The following is a 23,178-nucleotide window of genomic DNA, read 5'->3' on the forward strand; positions in this document are numbered from 1 at the left end:
GCCTACCAAAATTTTACCCATTGAAATATCCACACACCTCACTGCGCTATTCTGGGTTGAACTGCGGATTCGCCAACATAAAGCCGCCATCCACTATCAACGACTGCCCGGTGGTGTAATTTGCGCCCTCCGAACAAAGCCACGCCACCAGGCTGGCAATCTCATACGTTGCGCCAAAACGCCGCAGAGGAATCGAAGGCTCCGCGTCGGGCTTCACGTCGCTATCATCCATGCCGTTCATTGGCGTAGCGATCGCCCCAGGTGCGACTGCGTTCACCAAAATCTTATGCCTGACCAACTCCAGCGCCATTGCTTTGGTTAACCCGCCGAGCGCATGTTTAGCGGCTGTGTAGGCGCTGGCATCCGGCAGCGGCGTATGTTCATGTACCGACGTAATGTTGATGATGCGACCACCCTGCCCTTGTTTCACCATCTGGCGGGCCGCAATTTGTGAGCATAAAAATGCACCATCGACATCAACGGTAAAAATCTTGCGCCACTCATCGAAAGCCATATCAAGAAACGGCGCTTTGGTCATTGCGCCCGCATTATTCACCAGCACATCAATACGCCCCAGCCGTTGAATGAGTTTCTCCAGCGCCTGTGCACCTTCTGGCAGTTTACCGAGATCCAGCTGCACAATCTCCGCACGTACGCCGTGGCTAACTACCTCACGCGCGGTATCTTTTGCCCCTTCTTCATCTGAGTGCCAGGTAATGCCAATATCAAACCCCTGCTGCGCCAGTAATAACGCGCACTCTTTGCCGATCCCCGAATCGGAGGCGGTAATAATCGCAACCTGTGCCATCGAGTTCTCCACTTAACGCTGAATAAACGTTAAGTATAGAAGGCGCATATCATCAGCGTTTGTAACCCCCGCCCAACGCACCAGTGAGTTGAATGGAAGCATCCAGCCACTGCCCTTGCAATAACAGGCCATTGGCCCGCTCACGCAGCGCGGGGATTCTGGCTTCGCTGACGCGGGAACCAGCAATGATGCCCGCGTTAAAGCGCGCCTGCGCAAGACCTACCACACGCAAGGCATCGCGCTCAATTTGCGCCTGATGCTGGTTTTTCTCCGCAAGTGTCTGAACCTGACTGGCTGCCCGCGCCACGTCATTCACCGCTTCAACCACCGCTTTGTTGTAGCTGGCGATAGACAAGTTGCTTTCGGCTTTTGCGATATCGAGATTGGCGTTAAGACGACCACTATCGAAAATGGGTAGCGTCAGGCCTGCCGTAACGCCCATTTGCTGCGCGGAATGACGGAACAGATCGCTTAAGTGCAACGCATCCTGTTGCAGGAAGGCCATCAGGTTGATGTCAGGATAAAATGCCGCTTTTGCCGCATCAATGGTGCTTAGCGATGACTCAACGTACCAGTGCGCCGCCTGCAAATCTGCCCGCCGGGCCAGTAAGGAGTACCCCAGTTCATCAGGAAGCTGGCTTGCCACTTTCGGCAACGCGACCGGTTTAAGCTTCAATGACTTTGTCTGGTTATTTGTAAGTGCGCTTAACCGTGCCTCAATAATTTTCATTTTCCCCGCGACATCGTTGAGCTGCTGCCGGGTTTTGCTGGCATTAATATCGGTTTCCACACCTTCAACTGAAGAAGTAATCCCGTTCTGATATAGCTGGCGATCGGTCGCGATAATGGTGTTCTGCTCTTTTTCTATTTGCTGCAAGACCGTGTTTAACGCCGCCTGGGTTTGCCACTCCCAGTACAGGCGGGCTACGCTGCCAGCCAGCAATTGGCGGGTTTGCTCGCGTTCCGCCGCCCGTGCTTTAACCGTACCCAGGCGGGCAGTAACCTCCGCCCGATTCTTTCCCCAGATATCGAGATGCCAGCCCGCCGTTAAGCCAAAAGTTCCGTTGGTGTACCACGGACCGGTCGTACCTGCGGCCGGATCGTTCAGAGCAAACGGCCCCATTAAGCCTTCTGCCGACATTTTTTGCCGCTCCATATCCGCAGAAAAGTCGATCTGCGGACCATCCTGAGTAGCAATTGCCTTCGCCTGGGCTTCAGCTAGCTGAATGCGCTGTTCAGCCACCTGCATATCCGGTGCGTTCTGTAGTGCATTGTTAATTAAGGAAGTGAGTTGATTATCGTGATACTCCAGCCACCATTGGCTGTCTGGCCAACCATTTTTCAGCGCCGTGGGTAATGCGGTGTCAACTTGTGCAGCGGGCGTTTGCTGGCTTAATGCCTGGCGGGTTTCATGCATAGGCGCACACCCGGCCAGCATCAGTAACAGCGGAAAACAGGCGATGGCGGGATAAAAGGAATCACGATTCATGGGGGAATAATCAGGTAAGAAAAGGTGCGCGGAGATTACCGTGTGTTGCGATATATTTTTTAGTTTCGCGTGGCAATACATCAGTAGCAATAAAACGACATATCCAGAAAAATATACACTAAGTGAATGATATCTTCCGATTTATCTTAATCGTTTATGGATAACGGCAAAGGGCTTCGTTTTTTCCTATACTTATTCAGCACTCACAAATAAAGGAACGCCAATGAAAATTATACTCTGGGCTGTATTGATTATTTTCCTGATTGGGCTACTGGTGGTGACTGGCGTATTTAAGATGATATTTTAAAATTAATTAATGTCATCATGTCCGAAAATAACGAGAATATTTCAGTCTCTCATCCTGTTGCGCTCCTGTCATGTGCATTGCTTCATATAATCACTGGCGCAAGGAGCGCGCAGGGGGCGGCCAATCGCCGCCGCCCCCTGCACCCCCGGGCTCTGGCGAACAAAATCGCCGCTGCGCGGTGCCCTCGGCTTATCCCTTACGGCTACCGGGTCGGGCGCGAGGTAACATCCCTGTAAAACGCGCCCTCAGCCCACATCCATGTGGGCTGCCCCGGCCTTCAGGGAACGCCTCGGCAATTTTGACGCCACCAAACAACCGTGCGGCCTATTGATAAAGAGCTAACACATTGTCAAAAAACATCACTATGGTTTTTTAGAGTTTCTCGATATCAATTGCCTGAATAGCCCTTGCAATATCAGGGGAATTATTCAACACCCGAACATGCTGAAATAATCCCGTTGCTTCATCGTATTCTTTACGCAAATAACTCAACCACTGTTTAATCCGCGCAACGTGATATAACCCGGTATCGCCCTGCTTTTCCAGACGGGTATATTTTTGCAGCAAAGCAACCACCTCCGGCCACGGCATTCGCGGTTCGTTATATTTTACTACCCGGCTCAGGTTGGGAATATTGAGCGCCCCGCGACCAATCATCACTGCGTCGCAGCCGCTGATCGCCATGCATTGTTGCGCACTCTGCCAGTCCCAGATTTCACCGTTGGCAATCACCGGAATATTCAGCCGCTGGCGAATCTCGCCAATCGCCTGCCAGTCAATATGCTCCGCGCGGTAACCCTGCTCTTTTGTCCGCCCATGCACCACCAGCTCCGTAGCGCCAGCCTGTTGAACCGCATCGGCGATTTCAAATTTCTTCTCACCGCTGTCCCAGCCCAGACGCACTTTTACGCTGACGGGCAAATGCGCTGGTACAGCTTCACGCATCGCTTTTGCACCCTGGTAGATGAGTTCAGGATCTTTGAGTAACGTCGCCCCGCCGCCGCTGCCGTTAACCGTTTTCGACGGGCAGCCGCAATTGAGATCCACGCCCCAGGAACCTAATTCCACCGCACGGGCGGCGTTCTCTGCCAGCCATTGTGGGAACTGACCTAACAACTGAACGCGCACCAGCGTACCGGATGGTGTCCGGCTGGCGTTTTGTAGCTCAGGGCAAATGCGATGAAAGACTTTTACCGGCAGCAGTTGATCCACCACGCGGACAAACTCGGTGATGCACAGATCGTAGTCGTTAACTTCGGTCAGCAATTCACGCACCAGAGAGTCAAGCACTCCCTCCATCGGTGCCAGTAACACACGCATATCATCACCCGCAAAATAATGAGGCGCTATGTTAGCGCCTATGGTCAGCGGATTAAAGGTCTACAAAGAGGGATTGCTGCAAACTGCAATCCCTCTCTATGCTTGATGTATGCCTGAGTTCGTTGCGCATTGCGTAATGCCGGGGAGCGAAAAAATAAGCGCTGATTTCTTAATGTGATCGGTAGCACGTTTTACGAATTAATTGTATGATGAATCCATCTCATCTGGGGTGTTGATTATGAGTAAGACACTGAACATTATCTGGCAATATTTACGCGCTTTCGTCCTGATTTATGCCTGCCTGTATGCAGGCATTTTCATTGCTTCCCTGCTACCGGTAACCATTCCGGGCAGCATCATCGGGATGCTGATCCTGTTTGTCCTGCTGGCCTTGCAAATTCTTCCGGCAAAATGGGTCAATCCGGGGTGCTACGTACTGATTCGCTATATGGCGCTATTGTTTGTGCCGATTGGCGTAGGCGTCATGCAATATTTTGATTTGCTCCGCGCACAGTTTGGCCCGGTAGTGGTTTCCTGTGCAATCAGTACGCTGGTGGTTTTTCTGGTGGTGAGCTGGAGTTCACAACTGGTACACGGTGAACGTAAAGTCGTAGGTCAGAAAGGATCAGAAGAATGATGGCGAATATCTGGTGGTCATTACCGCTGACGTTGATTGTCTTTTTTGCCGCCCGCAAACTGGCGGCACGGTATAAGTTTCCCCTGCTTAACCCGTTGCTGGTAGCAATGGTGGTGATCATTCCTTTTTTAATGCTGACCGGCATCTCTTACGACAGCTACTTTAAAGGTAGCGAAGTGCTAAACGATCTGCTGCAACCGGCGGTCGTCGCGCTGGCCTATCCTTTATATGAGCAGCTACACCAGATCCGCGCGCGCTGGAAATCGATCATCACCATCTGTTTTATCGGCAGCGTGGTTGCGATGGTGACGGGGACTTCCGTGGCATTGTTGATGGGCGCTTCACCGGAAATCGCCGCGTCAATCCTGCCGAAATCAGTCACCACGCCTATTGCAATGGCGGTTGGCGGCAGTATTGGCGGTATTCCGGCAATCAGCGCAGTTTGCGTGATTTTCGTCGGCATCCTCGGCGCGGTATTTGGCCATACATTGCTTAATGCGATGCGTATTCGTACCAAAGCTGCGCGCGGTCTGGCAATGGGGACTGCCTCGCACGCCCTCGGTACGGCGCGCTGCGCCGAGCTGGATTATCAGGAAGGTGCATTTAGTTCGCTAGCGCTGGTGTTATGCGGGATAATTACTTCGCTGATCGCACCGTTCCTTTTCCCGATTATTCTGGCAGTAATGGGCTAAAATTTGCGATGCGTCGCGCATTTTTGATGTAAGTTTCACGCGTTGCATAATTAATGAGATTCAGATCACATATAAAGCCTTAACGGGTTCGTAAACTGTTATCCCATTACATGATTATGAGGCAACGCCATGCATCCACGTTTTCAAACCGCTTTTGCCCAACTTGCGGATAACTTGCAATCTGCACTGGAACCTATTCTGGCAGACAAGTACTTCCCCGCTTTGTTGACCGGGGAGCAAGTCTCATCGCTGAAGAGCGCAACGGGGCTGGACGAAGACGCGCTGGCATTCGCACTACTTCCGCTGGCGGCGGCCTGTGCGCGTACGCCATTGTCGAATTTTAATGTTGGCGCAATTGCGCGCGGTGTGAGCGGAACCTGGTATTTCGGTGCCAATATGGAATTTATTGGTGCGACAATGCAGCAAACCGTTCATGCCGAACAAAGCGCGATCAGCCACGCCTGGTTGAGTGGTGAAAAAGCGCTTGCAGCCATCACCGTTAACTACACGCCTTGTGGTCACTGCCGTCAGTTTATGAATGAACTGAACAGCGGTCTGGATCTGCGTATTCATCTGCCGGGCCGCGAGGCACACGCGCTGCGTGACTATCTGCCGGATGCCTTTGGGCCGAAAGATCTGGAGATTAAAACGCTGCTGATGGACGAGCAGGATCACGGCTATGCGCTGACTGGTGATGCGCTTTCTCAGGCGGCGATTGCAGCGGCAAACCGTTCGCACATGCCTTACAGTAAGTCGCCAAGCGGTGTCGCGCTGGAATGTAAAGACGGTCGTATTTTCAGCGGCAGCTACGCTGAAAACGCCGCATTCAACCCGACTCTGCCACCGTTGCAGGGAGCGTTAATTCTATTGAATCTCAAGGGTTATGATTACCCGGATATCCAGCGCGCGGTTCTGGCAGAAAACGCCGATGCGCCGTTGATTCAGTGGGATGCCACCTCCGCAACGCTGAAAGCTCTCGGCTGTCACAGTATCGACCGAGTGCTTCTCGCTTAAGCCTGGTGCCGGATGCGGCGTGAACGCCTTGTCCGGCTTGCCAGCCCTCTCCTGGTGTCGAAATTCCCGGCAAACAGTTTGCCGTTTCTTGCGCAAAACCAGCGGGTAAAGTAGCCTGATGGAAATTTTCCTTAGATCGAGTCTCCTGCATGTTAAAGCGCGTGTTCCTCAGCCTGTTAGTCCTGATCGGCTTGCTGCTGTTGACTGTGCTCGGCCTCGATCGCTGGATGAGCTGGAAAACCGCGCCTTATATCTACGACGAATTGCAGGATCTCCCCTACCGCCAGGTCGGTGTGGTGCTCGGAACAGCAAAATATTATCGTACTGGCGTAATTAATCAGTATTATCGCTACCGCATTCAAGGAGCGATTAATGCCTATAACAGCGGTAAGGTAAATTATCTATTACTGAGCGGCGATAACGCATTGCAAAGTTATAATGAGCCGATGACTATGCGCAAAGATTTAATCGCTGCTGGTGTCGACCCATCAGATATTGTTCTCGATTACGCAGGCTTTCGTACGCTGGATTCCATCGTGCGTACACGCAAAGTTTTCGATACTAATGATTTCATTATTATCACCCAACGTTTCCACTGTGAGCGGGCATTATTTATTGCGCTGCATATGGGGATTCAGGCTCAGTGTTATGCCGTACCGTCACCGAAAGATATGCTGTCAGTACGTATTCGCGAATTTGCCGCCCGTTTCGGTGCGCTGGCTGACCTTTATATTTTTAAACGTGAACCGCGTTTTTTAGGGCCGCTGGTCCCTATTCCGGCTATGCACCAGGTGCCGGAAGATGCGCAGGGGTATCCCGCCGTCACACCCGAACAGTTACTTGAATTACAAAAGAAACAAGGAAAGTAGTTATGGATGTACAGCAGTTTTTTGTCGTTGCCGTTTTTTTCCTTATTCCGATATTTTGTTTCCGCGAAGCATGGAAAGGCTGGCGCGCAGGCGCGATTGATAAACGGGTTAAAAATGCACCGGAACCGGTGTATGTCTGGCGAGCAAAAAATCCCGGACTCTTTTTCGCTTATATGGTGGCATATATCGGCTTCGGAATTTTATCTATCGGCATGATTGTTTATCTTATTTTCTATCGTTAATATTTTCTCTTTTCTGTTAATTATTGAGAATAATTATTACTTCACTCAATAAGCTGCGGATATAACATTCTGAACCGCAGCTATTTGTGAATCCTTTCACAGTATAAATTTCCCCACGCGCATAGCCTTAATATCAGCACGCAATATTTATACTCTAAATAATTCGAGTTGCAGGAAGGCGACAAGTGAGTGAGTCCCCAGGAGCTTACATAAGTAAGTGACTGGGGTGAGCGAACGCAGACGCAGCACATGCAACTTGAAGTATGACGAGTATATTTAGCGTTCGCCTTAATTACTCATAGCATTAAGGAAGATCACATGCCGCAACAAAATTATCTGGATGAACTCACTCCGGCTTTTACGCCTTTACTGGCGATTAAAGAAGCCTCTCGCTGTTTATTATGTCATGACGCTCCCTGTAGTCAGGCTTGCCCGGCACAGACCGATCCGGGGAAATTTATTCGCTCAATCTACTTTCGTAATTTTAAAGGCGCTGCCGAGACAATTCGCGAAAATAATGCCCTCGGTGCCGTTTGTGCCAGAGTGTGCCCGACGGAGAAATTATGTCAAAGCGGTTGTACCCGTGCCGGTGTTGATACTCCCATTGATATCGGTCGCTTACAGCGTTTTGTTACTGATTTTGAACAACAAACCGGGATGGAAATTTATCAGCCCGGTACTAAAACGCTCGGCAAAGTCGCGATTATTGGCGCAGGTCCTGCCGGATTGCAGGCCAGTGTAACACTGACAAACCAGGGTTATGACGTCACGATTTATGAGAAAGAAGCGCACCCCGGTGGCTGGTTGCGTAACGGTATTCCGCAATTCCGGTTACCGCAATCAGTGCTGGATGCAGAGATCGCCCGTATTGAAAAAATGGGCGTGACCATTAAGTGCAACAACGAAGTCGGTAACACACTCACCCTGGAGCAACTGAAAGCAGAAAACCGCGCGGTACTGGTCACCGTGGGGTTATCGAGCGGTTCCGGGTTATCGCTGTTTGAGCATAGCGACGTTGAGATTGCCGTCGACTTCCTGCAACGTGCACGACAGGCGCAAGGCGATATCAGCATTCCACAAAGCGCATTAATTATCGGCGGCGGTGATGTTGCGATGGACGTAGCCAGCACGCTGAAAGTTCTCGGCTGTCAGGCGGTAACCTGCGTAGCGCGTGAAGAGTTAGATGAGTTTCCGGCAAGCGAAAAAGAGTTTGCCAGCGCCCGGGAGCTGGGCGTTTCGATCATCGATGGATTCACGCCAGTAGCCGTGGAAGGCAATAAAGTCACGTTTAAGCATGTACGGTTACCGGGCGAACTGACGATGGCGGCAGATAAAATTATTCTCGCCGTCGGTCAGCATGCCAGACTGGATGCCTTTGCGGAGTTAGAGCCGCAGCGTAACACCATCAAAACACAAAATTATCAGACCCGCGATCCGCAAGTCTTTGCTGCTGGCGATATTGTTGAGGGTGACAAAACCGTGGTCTATGCCGTGAAAACCGGGAAAGAAGCCGCCGAGGCGATTCATCACTATTTAGAGGGAGCTTGCTCATGTTAACGAAAGATCTTTCGATTACTTTTTGCGGCGTGAAGTTTCCCAACCCGTTCTGCCTCTCTTCTTCGCCTGTAGGCAACTGCTATGAGATGTGTGCCAAAGCCTACGACACAGGTTGGGGCGGCGTGGTGTTTAAAACGATCGGCTTTTTTATCGCCAACGAAGTCTCGCCGCGTTTTGATCATCTGGTGAAAGAAGATACCGGTTTTATCGGCTTCAAAAATATGGAGCAGATTGCTGAACATCCGTTGGAAGAGAATCTGGCCGCCCTGCGTCAGCTGAAGGAAGATTACCCGGACAAAGTATTGATCGCTTCGATCATGGGGGAAAATGAGCAGCAATGGGAGGAGCTGGCGCGCCTGGTGCAAGAAGCTGGCGCGGATATGATCGAGTGTAACTTCTCCTGTCCGCAAATGACTTCTCATGCGATGGGTAGCGATGTCGGGCAAAGCCCGGAGCTGGTAGAAAAATATTGTCGGGCAGTGAAACGGGGTTCCACGCTGCCAATGCTGGCGAAGATGACGCCGAATATCGGTGATATGTGCGAAGTGGCGCTGGCGGCGAAGCGCGGCGGCGCAGATGGCATTGCGGCGATTAACACCGTTAAATCCATCACCAATATCGATCTTAATCAGAAAATCGGTATGCCGATCGTTAACGGAAAATCGAGTATTTCCGGATATTCCGGTAAAGCGGTAAAACCGATCGCCCTGCGCTTCATTCAGCAGATGCGCACCCATCCAGAACTGCGCGATTTCCCAATCAGCGGTATCGGCGGCATTGAAACCTGGGAGGATGCGGCTGAGTTTTTATTGCTCGGCGCAGCAACGTTACAGGTGACCACCGGCATCATGCAGTACGGGTATCGGATAGTGGAAGATATGGCAAGCGGGTTGTCGCATTATCTCGCCGATCAGGGATTTGATTCGCTGCAGGAGATGGTAGGTCTGGCGAATAACAATATTGTCCCGGCGGAAGATTTAGACCGCAGTTATATTGTCTATCCCCGTATCAATCTTGATAAATGTGTTGGCTGTGGACGCTGTTATATTTCCTGTTACGACGGCGGTCACCAGGCGATGGAATGGAGCGAGAAAACCCGCACACCGCATTGTAATACCGAGAAATGTGTGGGTTGTCTGCTTTGTGGTCACGTCTGCCCGGTGGGTTGTATTGAGCTCGGGGAAGTGAAGTTTAAGAAAGGCGAGAAAGAACACCCGGTAACGTTGTAAAACCAGAGACGCATCCGGCATTTGGCACCGATTGCCGGATGCAGCGCATCCGGCAATATCCACAATCACATCACTTCTTACGCGCGTATTTCAGTGAATCCAGCGCTACGGCGAAGATAATAATCGCCCCTTTGATGATGTACTGCCAGTATGGGTTTACGCCGATATACGTCAGGCCATAGTTGATGACGGTAAAAATAATTACCCCGGTCACCACGCCAATCACCGTCCCCACACCGCCGCTGAACGATACACCGCCTACCACGCACGCCGCGATAGCATCCAGCTCATACATAAAGCCGAGGTTGTTGGTGGCAGAGCCGATACGTCCGGCTTCTAACATCCCGCCAAAGGCATAGAACACGCCAGACAACGCGTAGATCATCAGCAGGTTCAGGCCGACGTTGACACCAGATACTTTTGCCGCTTCCGGGTTACCGCCAATGGCAAAAATGTTCTTACCGAAGCGGGTTTTGTTCCACAACACCCAGACGAACGCCACCGCAATCAACGCGTAGAAGGTGATGTAAGAGAGACGGAAACTCCCCAGCGCGACAAAGCCCTGAGCAAAGGTAGAAAAGCCACTGTCAAAACCAGAAATTGGCGACGCCCCGACAAAGTCGTAATAGAGCGAGTTGATTCCATAGACGATGATCATCGTGCCGAGCGTGGTAATGAACGGCGTCACGTTGAGATAAGCGATAATCAGACCGTTGATCAAACCGATCACCGCACCAATGGCACAGACAATCAGAATAACCAGCGCAATCGGCATCGTCGCCATTTCCGGGAACACTTTGTTGGCGTTATCCATGGACTGCAATAATGTCGCAGCCACCACTGCCGCCAGCCCTACCTGACGACCAGCAGAAAGATCGGTCCCCTGGGTGACAATTAACCCTGCCACACCGAGCGCGATAATAATACGCACCGATGACTGGGTGAGAATATTACTTAAGTTCAACAGACTTAAAAATGTTGGGTCCTGGAAAATAATAATCGCCAGCAAAACTAAAAGAACGACGTAAATACCGCCCTCTTTCAGGTAAGTAAGAAAACTTTTCTTATTTAACGCACTCATGGGAAGCCCCTAATCTTAAAGGTGCAAAGACGCAAGACGCAGAATTTCGTTTTGCGTTGTTGTTTTTGTATCGACAATTCCGGAAACGAGACCATTGCTCATGACCAGAATACGGTCTGTTATCCCTAACAACTCAGGCATTTCAGAGGAGATAATAATAATCCCCTTGCCTTTCTTCGCCAGTTCGGCAATTAACTGATAAATTTCAAACTTCGCCCCGACATCAATACCGCGCGTCGGTTCATCGAGCATTAATATTTCTGGTTGCGTTAGTAGCCAGCGACCAATAATCACCTTTTGCTGATTACCACCGGAGAGCGAACCAATTTGCGTCCGATGACCCGGCGTTTTTACCCGCATCGAATCAATCACCCACTGGGTATCGCTTTTCATCCGCGAGTTATCCAGTAAACCAACTTTATTTTTGTAGTTGCGAATATTGGAAATTAACGAGTTAAAACCAATATCCAGATAGGCATAAATTCCCGTTGAGCGGCGCTCCTCAGTTACCAGTGCAAATCCGTGGTTTATGGCTTCGTTGGCATTATGGTTATTGATCTGTTTGCCGTGCAACGTAATGGTGCCAGCCGATTTCTCGCGAATACCAAATAACGTCTCAACAATATCGGTACGTTTCGCCCCCACCAGCCCGGCAATACCGAGGATCTCCCCTTTATGCAGATCAAACGAGACATCGCGAATCGACGGCTGGCGCAGTGACGTTAGGTTACGCACCTCGAGGATGACTTCGCCCGGCTTGTTTTCTTTGTCAGGAAAACGCTGATTAAGAGAACGCCCAACCATCATGGCGATGATCTTGTCCATCGTCAGTCCTGCCAGCGGTTCGGTGGCGATCCACTGACCGTCGCGCAATACGGTAACTTCATCACATAACTGGAAGATTTCTTCCATTTTATGCGAGATATAAACAATACCGCAGCCGCGCTCTTTTAATTTACGAATAATAGTGAACAGATGATTGACCTCTTTTTCGGTTAACGAAGAAGTCGGTTCATCCATAATCACAATTTTCGCGTTATAGGAAAACGCTTTGGCGATTTCGATCATCTGCATTTGCGAAACGGATAATGTGCCGACGCGCGCACGCGGATCGATATCAATATCCAGTTCATCAAAAATCGCTTTGGTTTCGCGGTACATTTTGTCCTGATCGACAAACATGCCTTTGGTGGGATATCGCCCCAGCCACATGTTATCCATCACCGAACGTTGTAATACCAGGTTTAACTCCTGGTGTACCATCGAAATACCATTTTCCAGTGCTTCTTTGGCGGAATGGAAATCGATCTCTTTACCCTGGAATAAAATGGTGCCGGAGTCTTTTTGATAAATACCAAACAGGCATTTTAATAATGTTGATTTTCCTGCGCCGTTTTCCCCCATTAATGCATGGATAGAATGTGGCCGGACTTTTAAATTAACGTTATCAAGTGCCTTAACACCAGGAAAAGACTTGTTGATACCGCTCATTTCCAACAAGTATTCCCCGGAAGACGGAGTCGTTGAGCTGACCATATAATTTTACCTTGTTGGCCATACAATAAGGGCGCAGTAAACGACTGCGCCCAATCAGTCTTATTTCTTGCTGAATTCAGCCAGGTTGTCTTTATCTACGCCAACATAAGGTACGCGGACCACTTTGTTGTCGATTTTCCAGTTGGTGCCATCAGCCGCACCTTTGCCATCGGCCAAGTTTTTCGCCAGATCAAAGGTCGCTTTCGCCTGGTTGTTAGCATCGTTCAGTACTGTGCCCGCCAGTGCACCGGATTTCACCAGCGCCAGCGCTTCTGGCAGCGCATCGACGCCAAACACCGGAATGCTGGACTTGTTGTGTGCTTTCAGTGCTTCTACCGCGCCCATTGCCATCGCATCGTTGTTGGCGATAACCACTTCGATTTTGTTGGCGTTCGGGCCAGACAGCCAGGCGTCCATCTTATCTTTCGCCTGAGCGGTATCCCACATAGCGGTATCTAACTGTAACTGTTCAGTTTTAATGCCTTTGTCGTTCAGCTCTTTAATCACGTAAGTGGTACGTGCTTCTGCATCCGGATGGCCCGGTTCACCTTTCAGCAATACGAATTGAATCTGACCGTCTTTGTTCAGATCCCAACCCTGATTCGCCGCCCAGTGTTTAGCAATCAAATCGCCCTGAATAATGCCGGACTCTTTGGAATCAGTGCCAACGTAGTAGGCTTTGTCGTAGCTATCCAGCGCCTTACGAGACGGTTCTTTGTTGAAGAAAACCACCGGCACGTTTTGCCCACGCGCTTTCTCAATCACCGTACCCGCAGCTGCCGGGTCAACCAGGTTGATTGCCAGTGCCTTCACCCCTTTCGCCAGCAATACGTCGATCTGATCGTTCTGCTTGGACTGGTCATTCTGAGAATCATTCATCAGCAGCTGAACATCTGGCGCGGCTTTCGCATCTTGCTCAATAGCCTTGCGCACTACAGACATAAAGTTATCGTCGTACTTATAGATTGTTACACCAATGCGAGTATCAGCAGCGTGTGCAGCGGCACCGAATAACATGCTGGCCATCACAGCAGACAGGGTTAACACCTTCTTATTCATGGTATCTCCGGTTTTTCTTATGCAGGGTAGTGCTTGAGATAAATGCTCGGCGGGGCAGTAGAGTTAATGAAGTGTTACTGAACGCCGAAGCTCACTTTTTAAAATTCGTTCTTCCATGCCCGGTAACGCTCCAGAAAACGGCTTTAATTGTTGTTATGACGCTATTACCTCGGTGAAAGTGATTATTCACTGTTACATACGGGTTACAACGTTAAAACGGTGCAATCATAGCTATCACATTGTTAAGATACTGTGAAATCACTCACAGATTGAAAGCGGTTACATCGCCTGATTTGTTGAGTTAGTGATCGTCGCCGCATTCTGGCGTGTTGCGACAGAATGGCGACGCACTAACGTCGGCATAAAACAGTGGCTGGCACGAGGATCAATATTGCCTGCTGCCCCCTGCAAGGCCAGTTCGGTGGCTAATTTCGCCATTGAAGCAATGGGATAACGCACGGTCGTTAATTGCGGGTCGGTGTAACGGGCGATGGGAATATCATCGAAACCGATGATTGAGAGATGTAACGGAATCGCAATGCCATTATCTTTTAATGCTGTCAGTGCGCCAGCGGCCATATTGTCGTTATAAGCAAATACAGCGGTAAGTTGTAGATTGCGCCCCAGCAGTTCAACCATCGCCGCCTCACCGCCCGGCATGTCCGGCGTACCAGTGCCAATCCAGCTTTCCGGCGGAATAATATCCTGCTCTTTCAACGCACTCATCCAGCCTGCTTTACGCATGGCGTCATCTTCAATGCCGTGGCTGGAAGAAAGATAACCAATACGTTGATGACCGTTATTCAGCAACATGCGCGTCGCCATTCGGGCACCGCTGAGATTATCCAGGCAAACGCAACGATGGGCGTACCCCGGCACAACGCGGTTGATTAACACCATACCGGGAATGTTATCCATAAATTGCGCCAGTTCATCGTCACTCAATGCTTTTGAGTGAACAATCAACGCATTACAACGCTGGCGAATTAACACCTCAATGGCGTGACGCTCTTTTTCCGCTTCATGATAGCTATTGCCGATTAGCACGTATTTCTGATGCTGCTGGGCGACCAGATCCACCGCTTTTACCAGCGCGCCGAAAAAAGCATCAGAAACGTCCATCACCACCACGCCAATGGTATCGCTAACCTGAGTTGCCAGCGCCTGGGCATTGGCATTTGGCCGATAATCCAGCTCACTCACGGCTTTCATTACTGCTTCACGCGTGTCGGCACTGACCAGCGTGCTGTTATTGAGCACCCGGGAAACCGTTGCCACAGAGACGCCAGCCTGACGCGCTACATCACGAATGGTGATCATATTCACTACCTGTTATGAGATTGCAGTAAATGACTGCTTGCTGGCGGCTATTTTGTCAGCACTGAATACAGGACTTCGTGAATCGAGTCACAGCAATGGAAACGGTTACAGCCGTTTTGTTAACGAATGTGATCCAGATCGTTATCTTGATGTTTTAGATATTGCCGTTCCGGCAGCACGCAAAGTTAACTGACGCCAGAGCCATTCCACCGGCCCCTGGCGGAAGTAACGCAGCCAGATAACAGAGAAGAGGATATTCGCCAGCCATACCGGAATAACAAACGCCAGCAGCTCCAGGCGATCAAAATGCATAAACAAACCGAGGTGGTAAAAAAGCGTGGTACAAATCAGCGTTTGCAATAGATAGTTGGTCAGCGCCATCCGTCCGACGCAGGCGATTGCCAGCACCAGCTTAAAGCGGCTTAATTGCGGCCAGAAGCCATAAAACAGCGACGCATAGCCAATCGCCTGAAACGGCGCACTCAGTTCCCGCGGCATTTGAAGTAAGAAGGCACACCAGCGATACGCCCAGTCCAGCTGCCATTGCAGGGCGATGGCAGGAAGGTTAATGGTCACCCCAATCGCCACCAGCACAAAACCAGTACGACGATAGTGACGTAAGCTGAACTGCCCTTTCAGCCAGCCGCTGCGCATCAGCGCCGCACCAATGAGCATCATCCCAGCCAGTTGCCAGCCATACTGTGCGCCCAGTGCCAGTAAACTGTTGCCAACACCATCGGCACGATTACTGATCGCATCAACGCCGCCGTGAAGCTTCCAGTATTTTTCATACAAAATAGCCGATGCATCCGGCGTCCAGGCGCGGCTGGTCTGGCTGTCGGAAATCAGCCCCAATAACAGCAAAACGCCAAGCCCCACCAGATAAAGCATGACGCCGGTATTAAACAGGCTTTTTACCGATGGCGCATCGCGCACCAGCCGCCAGCAGATTAAGCCCACCAGCCCGTAAGCCAGCAGAATATCGCCGTCCCAGAACAATAAACCGTGAATAAAGCCCAATAAGACTAACAGCGTTAACCGCGACTGGATCCAGCGTCTGCCACGGGGCAGCAACATTTGCAGTCCAGCACCAAACAGCAGCGCAAAAAGCGTGAGGAATTTCACCTGGCCGATGAGATCAAGAAATGCCCAGGTCCATGCATCCTGCGGCGTAATAGCACCGTACCAGGCGGGATTGAGATAAGCCGCCTTTGGTAGCCCAAAGGCGCTGATGTTTAATAGCAGGATCCCCAGAATGGCGACGCCGCGAACAAAATCGAGCGTGACGTTGCGCTCCATGGTTCCTGCCTTTTAATCAGTTGTGATGACGCACAGCGCGCAGAAACTCGTGGCGCGTATTCTGACTGGATTTGAACAATCCACCAAGAGAGGTCGTTGTTGTGGCACTGGTTGCATCGCGGATGCCACGCGCCTTCACGCAGTAATGCACCGCGTCGATCGAGACAGCCACGTTATTGGTGCCCAGCAGCGTTTGTAGCGCAATAAGAATTTGCTGCGTCAGACGTTCCTGCACCTGCGGACGCTGGGCAAAGAACTGCACGATACGGTTAATTTTTGACAGACCGATCACCGAATCTTTCGGGATATAAGCCACCGTCGCTTTGCCATCGATGGTAACAAAATGGTGTTCACAGGTACTGGTCAGAGTGATATCGCGCACGGTGACCATTTCATCGACCTTCATTTTGTTTTCAATGAGGGTGATTTTCGGGAAGTTGGCGTAATCCAGACCGGAGAAAATTTCATCGACATACATTTTAGCGATGCGATGCGGCGTTTCCATCAAACTGTCATCAGCCAGGTCGAGATTCAGCAGCTGCATGATTTCGGTCATATGACCAGCAATAAGGCTTTTGCGCGTTTCGTTATCCATTTCATGCACGGGCGGGCGCAGCGGTGTTTCCAGTCCTCGCGCAACTAACGCTTCATGAACCAGGGCCGCTTCTTTACTGAGTGATGGCATTTATGATTTCTCCTGCAGGTGTGACGCCTCCGCCCTGCGTGGGGGCAAAGTTATTAAGCTGATTTACAGCCTGATTATTGTGCGTGAGGCGGCGCACATAATCCAGTATTCACAGCGATAATTATTGTAATTGCCGCTGCCTTTCATCAGCAGATGTTAAAACATCGTTATGCAAATACGGAAGTGAAAGTTACTCACAGCACATTGAATAAACGGTATGATGAAGAAATTGCAAACAACACAACAAGGAGCCACGCATGGAAATGCTCGAAGAGCACCGCTGTTTTGAAGGCTGGCAGCAACGCTGGCGACACGACTCCAGTACCTTAAACTGCCCGATGACGTTCAGTATCTTTCTCCCACCCCCTCGTGATCACACCCCGCCACCAGTGCTGTACTGGCTTTCCGGATTAACCTGCAATGACGAGAACTTCACCACCAAGGCGGGTGCCCAGCGCGTGGCGGCAGAACTGGGGATTGTACTGGTGATGCCAGACACCAGCCCGCGCGGCGAACAGGTTGCCAACGATGATGGCTACGATTTAGGCCAGGGCGCGGGGTTTTATCTTAACGCCACGCAACCGCCGTGGGCGACGCATTACCGGATGTATGATTATCTGCGCGATGAATTACCGGCGCTGGTTCAGTCGCAATTTAATGTCAGCGACCGCTGCGCCATTAGCGGTCATTCAATGGGTGGTCACGGTGCGCTGATTATGGCGCTGAAAAATCCGGGTAAATACACCAGCGTTTCGGCCTTTGCGCCAATTGTGAATCCGTGCAGCGTCCCGTGGGGAATCAAAGCGTTTAGCAGCTATTTAGGTGAGGACAAAAATGCATGGCTGGAATGGGACAGTTGCGCGCTGATGTATGCCAGTAACGCGCAGGATGCGATCCCGACGCTTATCGATCAGGGCGATAATGATCAGTTTCTTGCCGACCAGTTGCAACCTGCGGTACTGGCAGAAGCCGCGCGCCAGAAAGCGTGGCCGATGACGCTGCGTATTCAGCCGGGATATGATCACAGTTACTACTTCATCGCCTCTTTTATAGAGGATCACCTGCGCTTCCATGCGCAGTATTTACTGAAGTGAAAGTCCGCCCGGTTCGCCGGGCATCTTCTCATCAGAAGCGATAATCCACTGCCATAAAGTAACGACGTCCGTCTTCGTTATAGCTGTAGTCGTCACGACTGAGATCCTTGTCGCCAAGGTTCAGCACGCCTGCGCGCAGTTTGACGTCTTTAGTCACCTGCCAGGCCGCGCCGGTATTCCAGATGGTATAACCGCCCGGTGTTTTAGCCGTCGCGCTGTCGGCGCGTTTCTGCCCGGTATAGTGACCAGAAACATAGAATGACCAGTCTTCCAGCGCCAGCGGTTTCCAGTCCAGCGTACCGTTAGCAGTATGGAACGGCAGATCGGATAGCGGTTTGTTTTCGCCGTTGCTGACATCACGACCATCGTTGTAGGTGTAGTTGATCGACAGTTTCCATTCATCGTTGAACGGAATTTTCAGTTCGGTTTCCACGCCCTGAATACGAGCTTTGTTAACGTTGTAGTAGCTAAATACCGGTATGCGCCGTCCGTTAGCGCCCGTCTCAAAACCAACAAAGTTTTGGTAGCCCGGTGCAGCGTTGACGTCAGACGTACGGCTGATGCTGATACGATCTTTCACATCGTTACGGAAAACGGTAACGCTGGATTCAACCCCTTCCAGCCAGCCTTCTTCACCCATGTAGTAAAGCCCCAGCTCCCAACTTTCGCTGGTTTCTGGTTTCAGATCCGGGCTACCCACAATCTTACATGCGCCACGGCAGGAATTGCTCGTCCAGTCAGGGCTAAGTTGCAACAGAGAAGGTGCTTTAAATGCCGTCGCCCAGCCCCCTTTCACCGTTACGGTGTCGGTGGCGTTATAAACCAGGTAGGCACGCGGACTCCAGTGTTCACCGTAGGTTTCGTGATCGTCCATACGCACGCCGGTCGTCAGCGCCAGCGGCTCGAAGATCCGCCATTCATCTTCCACAAACAGCGCGTACTGGCTGGCAGACGTTTTGGAGCTGGTTCCCCCGGTCAGGTTCACCGCATCGCTAAGTTTGTCGTGACGCCATTCACCGCCAACCGTGAGAAACTGATTAATTGCCGTCAGCGGCAACGTGTATTTGCCGTCGACCGCATTGCTTTCGGAAGTTATCGGGCTGCTGTTGCCAGGGTTTTTGTTCTCGACTTTCTCACCGTAGTATTTCAGTTCGCTGGTGCCGTAATCCCAACGCCCATTATGGCTGACGGAGTAGTTCTGGCGTTCCAGGCGGTTTTTGTCCAGCGAGTCGGAATCACGATCCTGACGGTCGAAACCGTATCCGGCAGTAAAATCGTGATTTTGATTCGGTGTCCAGGCAAATTCGACATTGCCGTCGCGGCTGGAGAATCCTTCAATACGCGGCGTTTCTCCGGTATCGGTGGTCGTTGAGTTTTGCGGGTCATCCTTTTCACGTTTTGCCAGGCTGCCGTAAGCTTTCATTCCCAGCACACCATCAATTAATGGTCCACTGGTAAAGAACTGACCGTTATAGGTATCACCGCGATCGCGATGTTCCTGAATGGTGGTATCGACGGTAACGGTACCCGACCATTTCTGACCGATTTTTTTGGTGATGATATTCACTACACCGCCGAGCGCATCGGAGCCGTATAGCGACGACATCGGGCCACGAACCACTTCAATACGTTCGATGGAATCGACCGGGATCCAGTTCAGATCGAAATCATTGTGGCGGAAGACGGCATTGCGGGAGTTAACGCGTTTACCGTCGACGAGAATCAGGGTGTAGCTGCTGTCCAGACCACGAATACTAACGCCCTTACGGTTATCCCCTTCGTTCGTCAGTTGTACGCCAGGCACTTCTTTGAGGACATCCTTCAGATTCTGTACCGGTTTTCGCTGCAGGTCTTCCTGGGTAATGACGCTGATACTGGCGGGTGCATCTTTGAGGTTTTGTTCAACGGAAGATGCAGTGACAACCATCGTTTCGCCATCATCATCGACCGCTAACACAGGCCATGCACAAGAAATAGCGGACAAACACAGCCCGACCCGTACGAAAGGGTTCAACCTAAACATTCCATATCTCCATGAGGTAACTACGAAAATAAAATGGGTTATCGCTCACATCTTCTTCACGTCCCCTTGCGTACGGCAGCATCGCGGTGGACTTATTTGTATGCAGGTGATCATCCCAGAAAGCCGGAACAGCCTCTGATTTGTCAGCCTTTTTTGATTGCGGCGTAACGATAATGCAAACGATAACAATTATCAATCCAAATGTTAAATTTTATATCCGCATGATTTGTCAGGGAAATGGAATTGAAAAAGCCCTCTCGGTTGAGAGGGCTTAGCAAGGAAGGGAGGAAACTTATTTCTTATCGTTCTGCGGGAACTTCATTTCGCTGTAACGTACGAAGTGAGTTCCTTTAATCAGCTTGTAGCCGAACCAAATAATCAGGAACAGCGGGATACCAATATACGTTGCCGCTACGCCGCCCCAGTCAATGGTATCTTTCAGGAACGCTTCGTAGTTCTGGCCCAAAGTGATAATCAGACACAGAATGAATGCGAAGATCGGCCCCAGTGGGAAGAAACCTGAACGGTACGGCAGATCGTTAATGTCGTGTCCCTGCAATACGTAACCGCGACGGAAGCGATAGTGGCTAATGGCAATCCCCAGCCAGGCGATAAAACCCGTCATCCCGGAGGTGTTCAGCAGCCACAGGTATACCGTCTGGTTGCCAAACATGGAGGTCAGGAAGCACAGACCGGCAATCACCGTCGTCGCATACAGCGCATTACGCGGCACGCCACCACGCGACAGTTTAGCGAAAATGCGCGGCGCTTTACCGTCACACGCCAGGGTGTACAGCATACGAGTAGACGCATACATACCGGAGTTACCCGCTGACAGCACCGCCGTCAGAATAACTGCGTTCATCACCGCCGCCGCAGAGAGCAGACCCGCGTGCTGGAACACCAGGGTGAACGGACTAACGCTGATGTCTTTAACATCGTTACGCAGCAGGCTCGGATCGGTGTACGGAATAATCAGGCTGATAATCAGGATCGCGAACACATAGAACAACAGGATTCGCCAGAACACCTGACGTACCGCGCGTGGAATGTTTTTCGCCGGATCTTCGGACTCGCCTGCAGCAATACCGATCAGCTCGGTTCCCTGGAAAGAGAAGCCGACAATCATAGCTACGCCGATCATCGCCGCAAAACCACCAGCAAACGGCGCTTCGCCGATTGTCCAGTTGCTCCAGCCCGCAGGCTGCGCGCCTTTGAAGATACCGATAATCATCAGCACGCCAACGATGATAAAGACAATAACTGTCGTGACTTTGATCAGTGAGAACCAGTATTCCGCTTCACCAAAGCCACGAACTGAGATGTAGTTCAGCAGGAAGATAACGCCGAGGAACAACGCACTCCAGATCCAGCCCGGTGTATCCGGGAACCACCAGCTCATGACCAGCTGAGCTGCAACCAGGTCAACGGCGATAGTCACCGCCCAGTTGTACCAGTAGTTCCAGCCCAGCGCGAAGCCAAAGCCTTCTTCAACATAGTTCTGACCGTAAGTGGCAAACGAACCGGAAACCGGCATATATGCAGCCAGTTCACCGAGACTGGTCATCAGGAAGTAAACCATCAGGCCAATCAGCATATACGAGAGCAATGCCCCGCCCGGACCTGCCTGAGAAATCGTTGCGCCAGAGGCAACAAAAAGACCTGTACCGATGGAACCGCCAATGGCAATCATCGTCAGGTGACGCGCCTTTAATTCACGGCGTAAGCCCGGCGCTTCTGTGGTTTTAGTTTCGGAAACCATACAAAAATGCTATCCATCTTAAAAATGAGGCGCGATTGTAGCAGACGATTGGCAATCCTTCCGGCAGAAATACACGGTTATAAGACACCTTCATGATCGCCCAGGGATTATAAGTAAAGCAGCCAATCTCTTTTCTGGCGAATGCATGCTGAGGGCGCTGCGTCACGAAATCGACACAGCACCAGCATGTTCTTGTACAGCAACTTAACGCGGTACATTCGCGGGATCGCAATAGTCCAGAAAGCGCCGTAGCGCGTTGGAAAGGTGTTTTTGCCGATGATGTATACGCCACAACGTACGCATCAGGCGCGGCAGAGGGACCGCAACTTCACTTAATGTGCCTGCCTGCAATTGATCTTCAATCACCCGTCGCGACAGGCAACTAATTCCCAACCCATGACGCACCGCATGTTTGATTGCCTCGGAGTTACCTAATTCCATCGCCATCTCAAACTTCGGTAAATGTGACAGCAATAGATAATCGACAATCTCCCGCGTGCCGGAACCGCGTTCACGCAGGATCCACGGCGCAGCGGCCAGCTGCTCTAAGGTGACCGGACCACGGGCCAACGGCGAAGTCGGCGCGGCGAAAACCACCAGCTCGTCTTCCAGCCACGGTTCAGAAATAATTTCAGTGCTGTGGCACGGTCCTTCAATAAAACCAATATCAACGCGGAAATCCAGCACCGCTTGCATCACGTCCTGGCTGTTCCCAACGCTAAGTTCAATCGGCAACTGCGGATAATCATGGCGATAACGGGCGATAACTGCAGGCAGAATGTAGTTACCGATGGTACTACTGGCATAGATACGAATCGCGCCGTTGTCTTCGCGAAACAGTTGTTCGATTTCAACCGCCTGTTCAAGCAATGCCAACGCACGCGGATAGAGCAGCCGCCCGTGTTCATTAACAACCAGTCTTTTCCCCACGCGATCAAACAGTTGCACGCCAAGCTGCCCTTCCAGGTCGGTCAAGGCTGCGCTCACTGCTGATTGCGACAACGCCAGCATCACCGACGCCTGGGTGGTTGATCCACTTTTCAATACTTCTGCAAAAACTTCCAACTGCCGGAGGGTGATGTGCATAGTCGCTTACCACTTATAAAGATTAATTATAAATATATAATCAATTTTATTTTTAAACCAGTTAGTCGT

At 51.0% G+C, this 23,178-nt stretch carries 21 protein-coding genes; 9 read left to right on the plus strand and 12 right to left on the minus strand.

Annotation, left to right across the window (positions count from 1 at the left end):
• Positions 1-46 precede the first annotated feature (46 nt).
• The gene (locus tag ACJHXA_RS04200; RefSeq protein WP_000079523.1) at positions 47-808 is read right to left on the minus strand and encodes an SDR family oxidoreductase; all 762 of its coding nucleotides are present in this window, start codon (positions 806-808) and stop codon (positions 47-49) included.
• A 52-nt stretch (positions 809-860) separates the two neighbouring features.
• The gene (mdtQ, locus tag ACJHXA_RS04205; RefSeq protein ID WP_001078114.1) at positions 861-2,297 is read right to left on the minus strand and encodes a multidrug resistance outer membrane protein MdtQ; all 1,437 of its coding nucleotides are present in this window, start codon (positions 2,295-2,297) and stop codon (positions 861-863) included.
• 223 nt (positions 2,298-2,520) lie between these two features.
• On the opposite strand from mdtQ, the gene yohP reads away from it, so the two are divergent.
• Entirely contained in the window at positions 2,521-2,604 is an 84-nt protein-coding gene (yohP, locus tag ACJHXA_RS04210) for a small membrane protein YohP (RefSeq protein ID WP_000691708.1), read from the plus strand.
• Positions 2,605-2,976: 372 nt separating this feature from the next.
• Here the strand turns inward: yohP and dusC are convergent, their stop codons facing one another.
• The gene (dusC, locus tag ACJHXA_RS04215; RefSeq protein WP_001264875.1) at positions 2,977-3,924 is read right to left on the minus strand and encodes a tRNA dihydrouridine(16) synthase DusC; all 948 of its coding nucleotides are present in this window, start codon (positions 3,922-3,924) and stop codon (positions 2,977-2,979) included.
• 238 nt (positions 3,925-4,162) lie between these two features.
• Here dusC and ACJHXA_RS04220 point away from each other — a divergent pair, with 238 nt between their 5' ends.
• The 7 genes from ACJHXA_RS04220 to preA all read left to right on the plus strand — a co-directional run bounded on the left by ACJHXA_RS04220 (position 4,163) and on the right by preA (position 10,164).
• Positions 4,163-4,561, plus strand: a complete 399-nt coding sequence (locus ACJHXA_RS04220; protein WP_001299855.1) for a CidA/LrgA family protein — start codon at positions 4,163-4,165, stop codon at positions 4,559-4,561.
• Positions 4,558-5,253 carry a CidB/LrgB family autolysis modulator gene (locus tag ACJHXA_RS04225; RefSeq protein ID WP_000968208.1) on the plus strand — a complete coding sequence of 232 codons (696 nt, stop codon included), beginning with the start codon at positions 4,558-4,560 and terminating at the stop codon, positions 5,251-5,253. The genes ACJHXA_RS04220 and ACJHXA_RS04225 overlap by 4 nt, the downstream gene beginning before the upstream one ends.
• 129 nt (positions 5,254-5,382) lie before the next feature.
• Entirely contained in the window at positions 5,383-6,267 is an 885-nt protein-coding gene (gene cdd, locus ACJHXA_RS04230; protein ID WP_000553559.1) for a cytidine deaminase, read from the plus strand.
• Positions 6,268-6,416: 149 nt separating this feature from the next.
• Positions 6,417-7,136 carry an outer membrane permeability protein SanA gene (sanA, locus tag ACJHXA_RS04235; protein WP_000920064.1) on the plus strand — a complete coding sequence of 240 codons (720 nt, stop codon included), beginning with the start codon at positions 6,417-6,419 and terminating at the stop codon, positions 7,134-7,136.
• Between the two features lie 2 nt (positions 7,137-7,138).
• Complete coding sequence (locus tag ACJHXA_RS04240; protein WP_000383096.1) at positions 7,139-7,378, plus strand: DUF2542 family protein; 240 nt, start codon at positions 7,139-7,141, stop codon at positions 7,376-7,378.
• Between the two features lie 318 nt (positions 7,379-7,696).
• Positions 7,697-8,935 (plus strand): NAD-dependent dihydropyrimidine dehydrogenase subunit PreT, encoded by a 1,239-nt coding sequence (gene preT, locus ACJHXA_RS04245; RefSeq protein ID WP_001136365.1) that lies wholly within the window; start codon positions 7,697-7,699, stop codon positions 8,933-8,935.
• The gene (gene preA, locus ACJHXA_RS04250) at positions 8,929-10,164 is read left to right on the plus strand and encodes an NAD-dependent dihydropyrimidine dehydrogenase subunit PreA (RefSeq protein ID WP_000956043.1); all 1,236 of its coding nucleotides are present in this window, start codon (positions 8,929-8,931) and stop codon (positions 10,162-10,164) included. The genes preT and preA overlap by 7 nt, the downstream gene beginning before the upstream one ends.
• A gap of 70 nt (positions 10,165-10,234) precedes the next feature.
• On the opposite strand, the gene mglC is transcribed toward preA, so the two are convergent.
• The 6 genes from mglC to folE form a co-directional block, all read right to left on the minus strand.
• Complete coding sequence (mglC, locus tag ACJHXA_RS04255) at positions 10,235-11,245, minus strand: galactose/methyl galactoside ABC transporter permease MglC (RefSeq protein WP_001275118.1); 1,011 nt, start codon at positions 11,243-11,245, stop codon at positions 10,235-10,237.
• Between the two features lie 15 nt (positions 11,246-11,260).
• Positions 11,261-12,781: a galactose/methyl galactoside ABC transporter ATP-binding protein MglA gene (mglA, locus tag ACJHXA_RS04260; protein WP_000255039.1), complete on the minus strand. Its 1,521-nt coding sequence runs from the start codon at positions 12,779-12,781 to the stop codon at positions 11,261-11,263.
• A 60-nt stretch (positions 12,782-12,841) separates the two neighbouring features.
• Positions 12,842-13,840 (minus strand): galactose/glucose ABC transporter substrate-binding protein MglB, encoded by a 999-nt coding sequence (gene mglB / locus ACJHXA_RS04265; RefSeq protein ID WP_001036964.1) that lies wholly within the window; start codon positions 13,838-13,840, stop codon positions 12,842-12,844.
• A 279-nt stretch (positions 13,841-14,119) separates the two neighbouring features.
• The gene (gene galS, locus ACJHXA_RS04270; RefSeq protein WP_000628660.1) at positions 14,120-15,160 is read right to left on the minus strand and encodes an HTH-type transcriptional regulator GalS; all 1,041 of its coding nucleotides are present in this window, start codon (positions 15,158-15,160) and stop codon (positions 14,120-14,122) included.
• A 141-nt stretch (positions 15,161-15,301) separates the two neighbouring features.
• On the minus strand, positions 15,302-16,459 hold the full coding sequence (yeiB, locus tag ACJHXA_RS04275) for a DUF418 domain-containing protein YeiB (protein ID WP_000440895.1): 1,158 nt from the start codon (positions 16,457-16,459) through the stop codon (positions 15,302-15,304).
• A gap of 16 nt (positions 16,460-16,475) precedes the next feature.
• Positions 16,476-17,144 carry a GTP cyclohydrolase I FolE gene (folE, locus tag ACJHXA_RS04280; RefSeq protein ID WP_001139613.1) on the minus strand — a complete coding sequence of 223 codons (669 nt, stop codon included), beginning with the start codon at positions 17,142-17,144 and terminating at the stop codon, positions 16,476-16,478.
• A 257-nt stretch (positions 17,145-17,401) separates the two neighbouring features.
• On the opposite strand from folE, the gene yeiG reads away from it, so the two are divergent.
• A complete protein-coding gene (gene yeiG / locus ACJHXA_RS04285) occupies positions 17,402-18,238 on the plus strand; it encodes an S-formylglutathione hydrolase (protein WP_000425462.1) in 837 nt (278 codons plus the stop codon).
• Between the two features lie 31 nt (positions 18,239-18,269).
• Here yeiG and cirA read toward each other — a convergent pair whose 3' ends face one another.
• The 3 genes from cirA to yieE form a co-directional block, all read right to left on the minus strand.
• A complete protein-coding gene (gene cirA / locus ACJHXA_RS04290; RefSeq protein ID WP_000489233.1) occupies positions 18,270-20,261 on the minus strand; it encodes a catecholate siderophore receptor CirA in 1,992 nt (663 codons plus the stop codon).
• A gap of 292 nt (positions 20,262-20,553) precedes the next feature.
• Positions 20,554-22,023: a lysine-specific permease gene (lysP, locus tag ACJHXA_RS04295; protein ID WP_000253273.1), complete on the minus strand. Its 1,470-nt coding sequence runs from the start codon at positions 22,021-22,023 to the stop codon at positions 20,554-20,556.
• Between the two features lie 204 nt (positions 22,024-22,227).
• Entirely contained in the window at positions 22,228-23,109 is an 882-nt protein-coding gene (gene yieE, locus ACJHXA_RS04300; protein WP_000548294.1) for a DNA-binding transcriptional regulator YeiE, read from the minus strand.
• Positions 23,110-23,178: the final 69 nt, after the last annotated feature.

Origin of the sequence: Escherichia sp. WS33 (assembly GCF_046486385.1) — a bacterium.
In the GTDB taxonomy this organism is placed as follows: domain Bacteria; phylum Pseudomonadota; class Gammaproteobacteria; order Enterobacterales; family Enterobacteriaceae; genus ECMA0423.

Coding starts and splice junctions, on each gene's coding strand:
- lysP (WP_000253273.1), bottom strand. CDS start 22,023: ATGGTTTCCGAAACTAAAACCACAGAAGCGCCGGGCTTACGCCGTGAA.
- ACJHXA_RS04200 (WP_000079523.1), bottom strand. CDS start 808: ATGGCACAGGTTGCGATTATTACCGCCTCCGATTCGGGGATCGGCAAA.
- ACJHXA_RS04220 (WP_001299855.1), top strand. CDS start 4,163: ATGAGTAAGACACTGAACATTATCTGGCAATATTTACGCGCTTTCGTC.
- preT (WP_001136365.1), top strand. CDS start 7,697: ATGCCGCAACAAAATTATCTGGATGAACTCACTCCGGCTTTTACGCCT.
- ACJHXA_RS04225 (WP_000968208.1), top strand. CDS start 4,558: ATGATGGCGAATATCTGGTGGTCATTACCGCTGACGTTGATTGTCTTT.
- mglC (WP_001275118.1), bottom strand. CDS start 11,245: ATGAGTGCGTTAAATAAGAAAAGTTTTCTTACTTACCTGAAAGAGGGC.
- yeiG (WP_000425462.1), top strand. CDS start 17,402: ATGGAAATGCTCGAAGAGCACCGCTGTTTTGAAGGCTGGCAGCAACGC.
- yeiB (WP_000440895.1), bottom strand. CDS start 16,459: ATGGAGCGCAACGTCACGCTCGATTTTGTTCGCGGCGTCGCCATTCTG.
- cdd (WP_000553559.1), top strand. CDS start 5,383: ATGCATCCACGTTTTCAAACCGCTTTTGCCCAACTTGCGGATAACTTG.
- ACJHXA_RS04240 (WP_000383096.1), top strand. CDS start 7,139: ATGGATGTACAGCAGTTTTTTGTCGTTGCCGTTTTTTTCCTTATTCCG.
- sanA (WP_000920064.1), top strand. CDS start 6,417: ATGTTAAAGCGCGTGTTCCTCAGCCTGTTAGTCCTGATCGGCTTGCTG.
- yieE (WP_000548294.1), bottom strand. CDS start 23,109: ATGCACATCACCCTCCGGCAGTTGGAAGTTTTTGCAGAAGTATTGAAA.
- yohP (WP_000691708.1), top strand. CDS start 2,521: ATGAAAATTATACTCTGGGCTGTATTGATTATTTTCCTGATTGGGCTA.
- cirA (WP_000489233.1), bottom strand. CDS start 20,261: ATGTTTAGGTTGAACCCTTTCGTACGGGTCGGGCTGTGTTTGTCCGCT.
- mdtQ (WP_001078114.1), bottom strand. CDS start 2,297: ATGAATCGTGATTCCTTTTATCCCGCCATCGCCTGTTTTCCGCTGTTA.
- galS (WP_000628660.1), bottom strand. CDS start 15,160: ATGATCACCATTCGTGATGTAGCGCGTCAGGCTGGCGTCTCTGTGGCA.
- mglA (WP_000255039.1), bottom strand. CDS start 12,781: ATGGTCAGCTCAACGACTCCGTCTTCCGGGGAATACTTGTTGGAAATG.
- mglB (WP_001036964.1), bottom strand. CDS start 13,840: ATGAATAAGAAGGTGTTAACCCTGTCTGCTGTGATGGCCAGCATGTTA.
- folE (WP_001139613.1), bottom strand. CDS start 17,144: ATGCCATCACTCAGTAAAGAAGCGGCCCTGGTTCATGAAGCGTTAGTT.
- preA (WP_000956043.1), top strand. CDS start 8,929: ATGTTAACGAAAGATCTTTCGATTACTTTTTGCGGCGTGAAGTTTCCC.
- dusC (WP_001264875.1), bottom strand. CDS start 3,924: ATGCGTGTGTTACTGGCACCGATGGAGGGAGTGCTTGACTCTCTGGTG.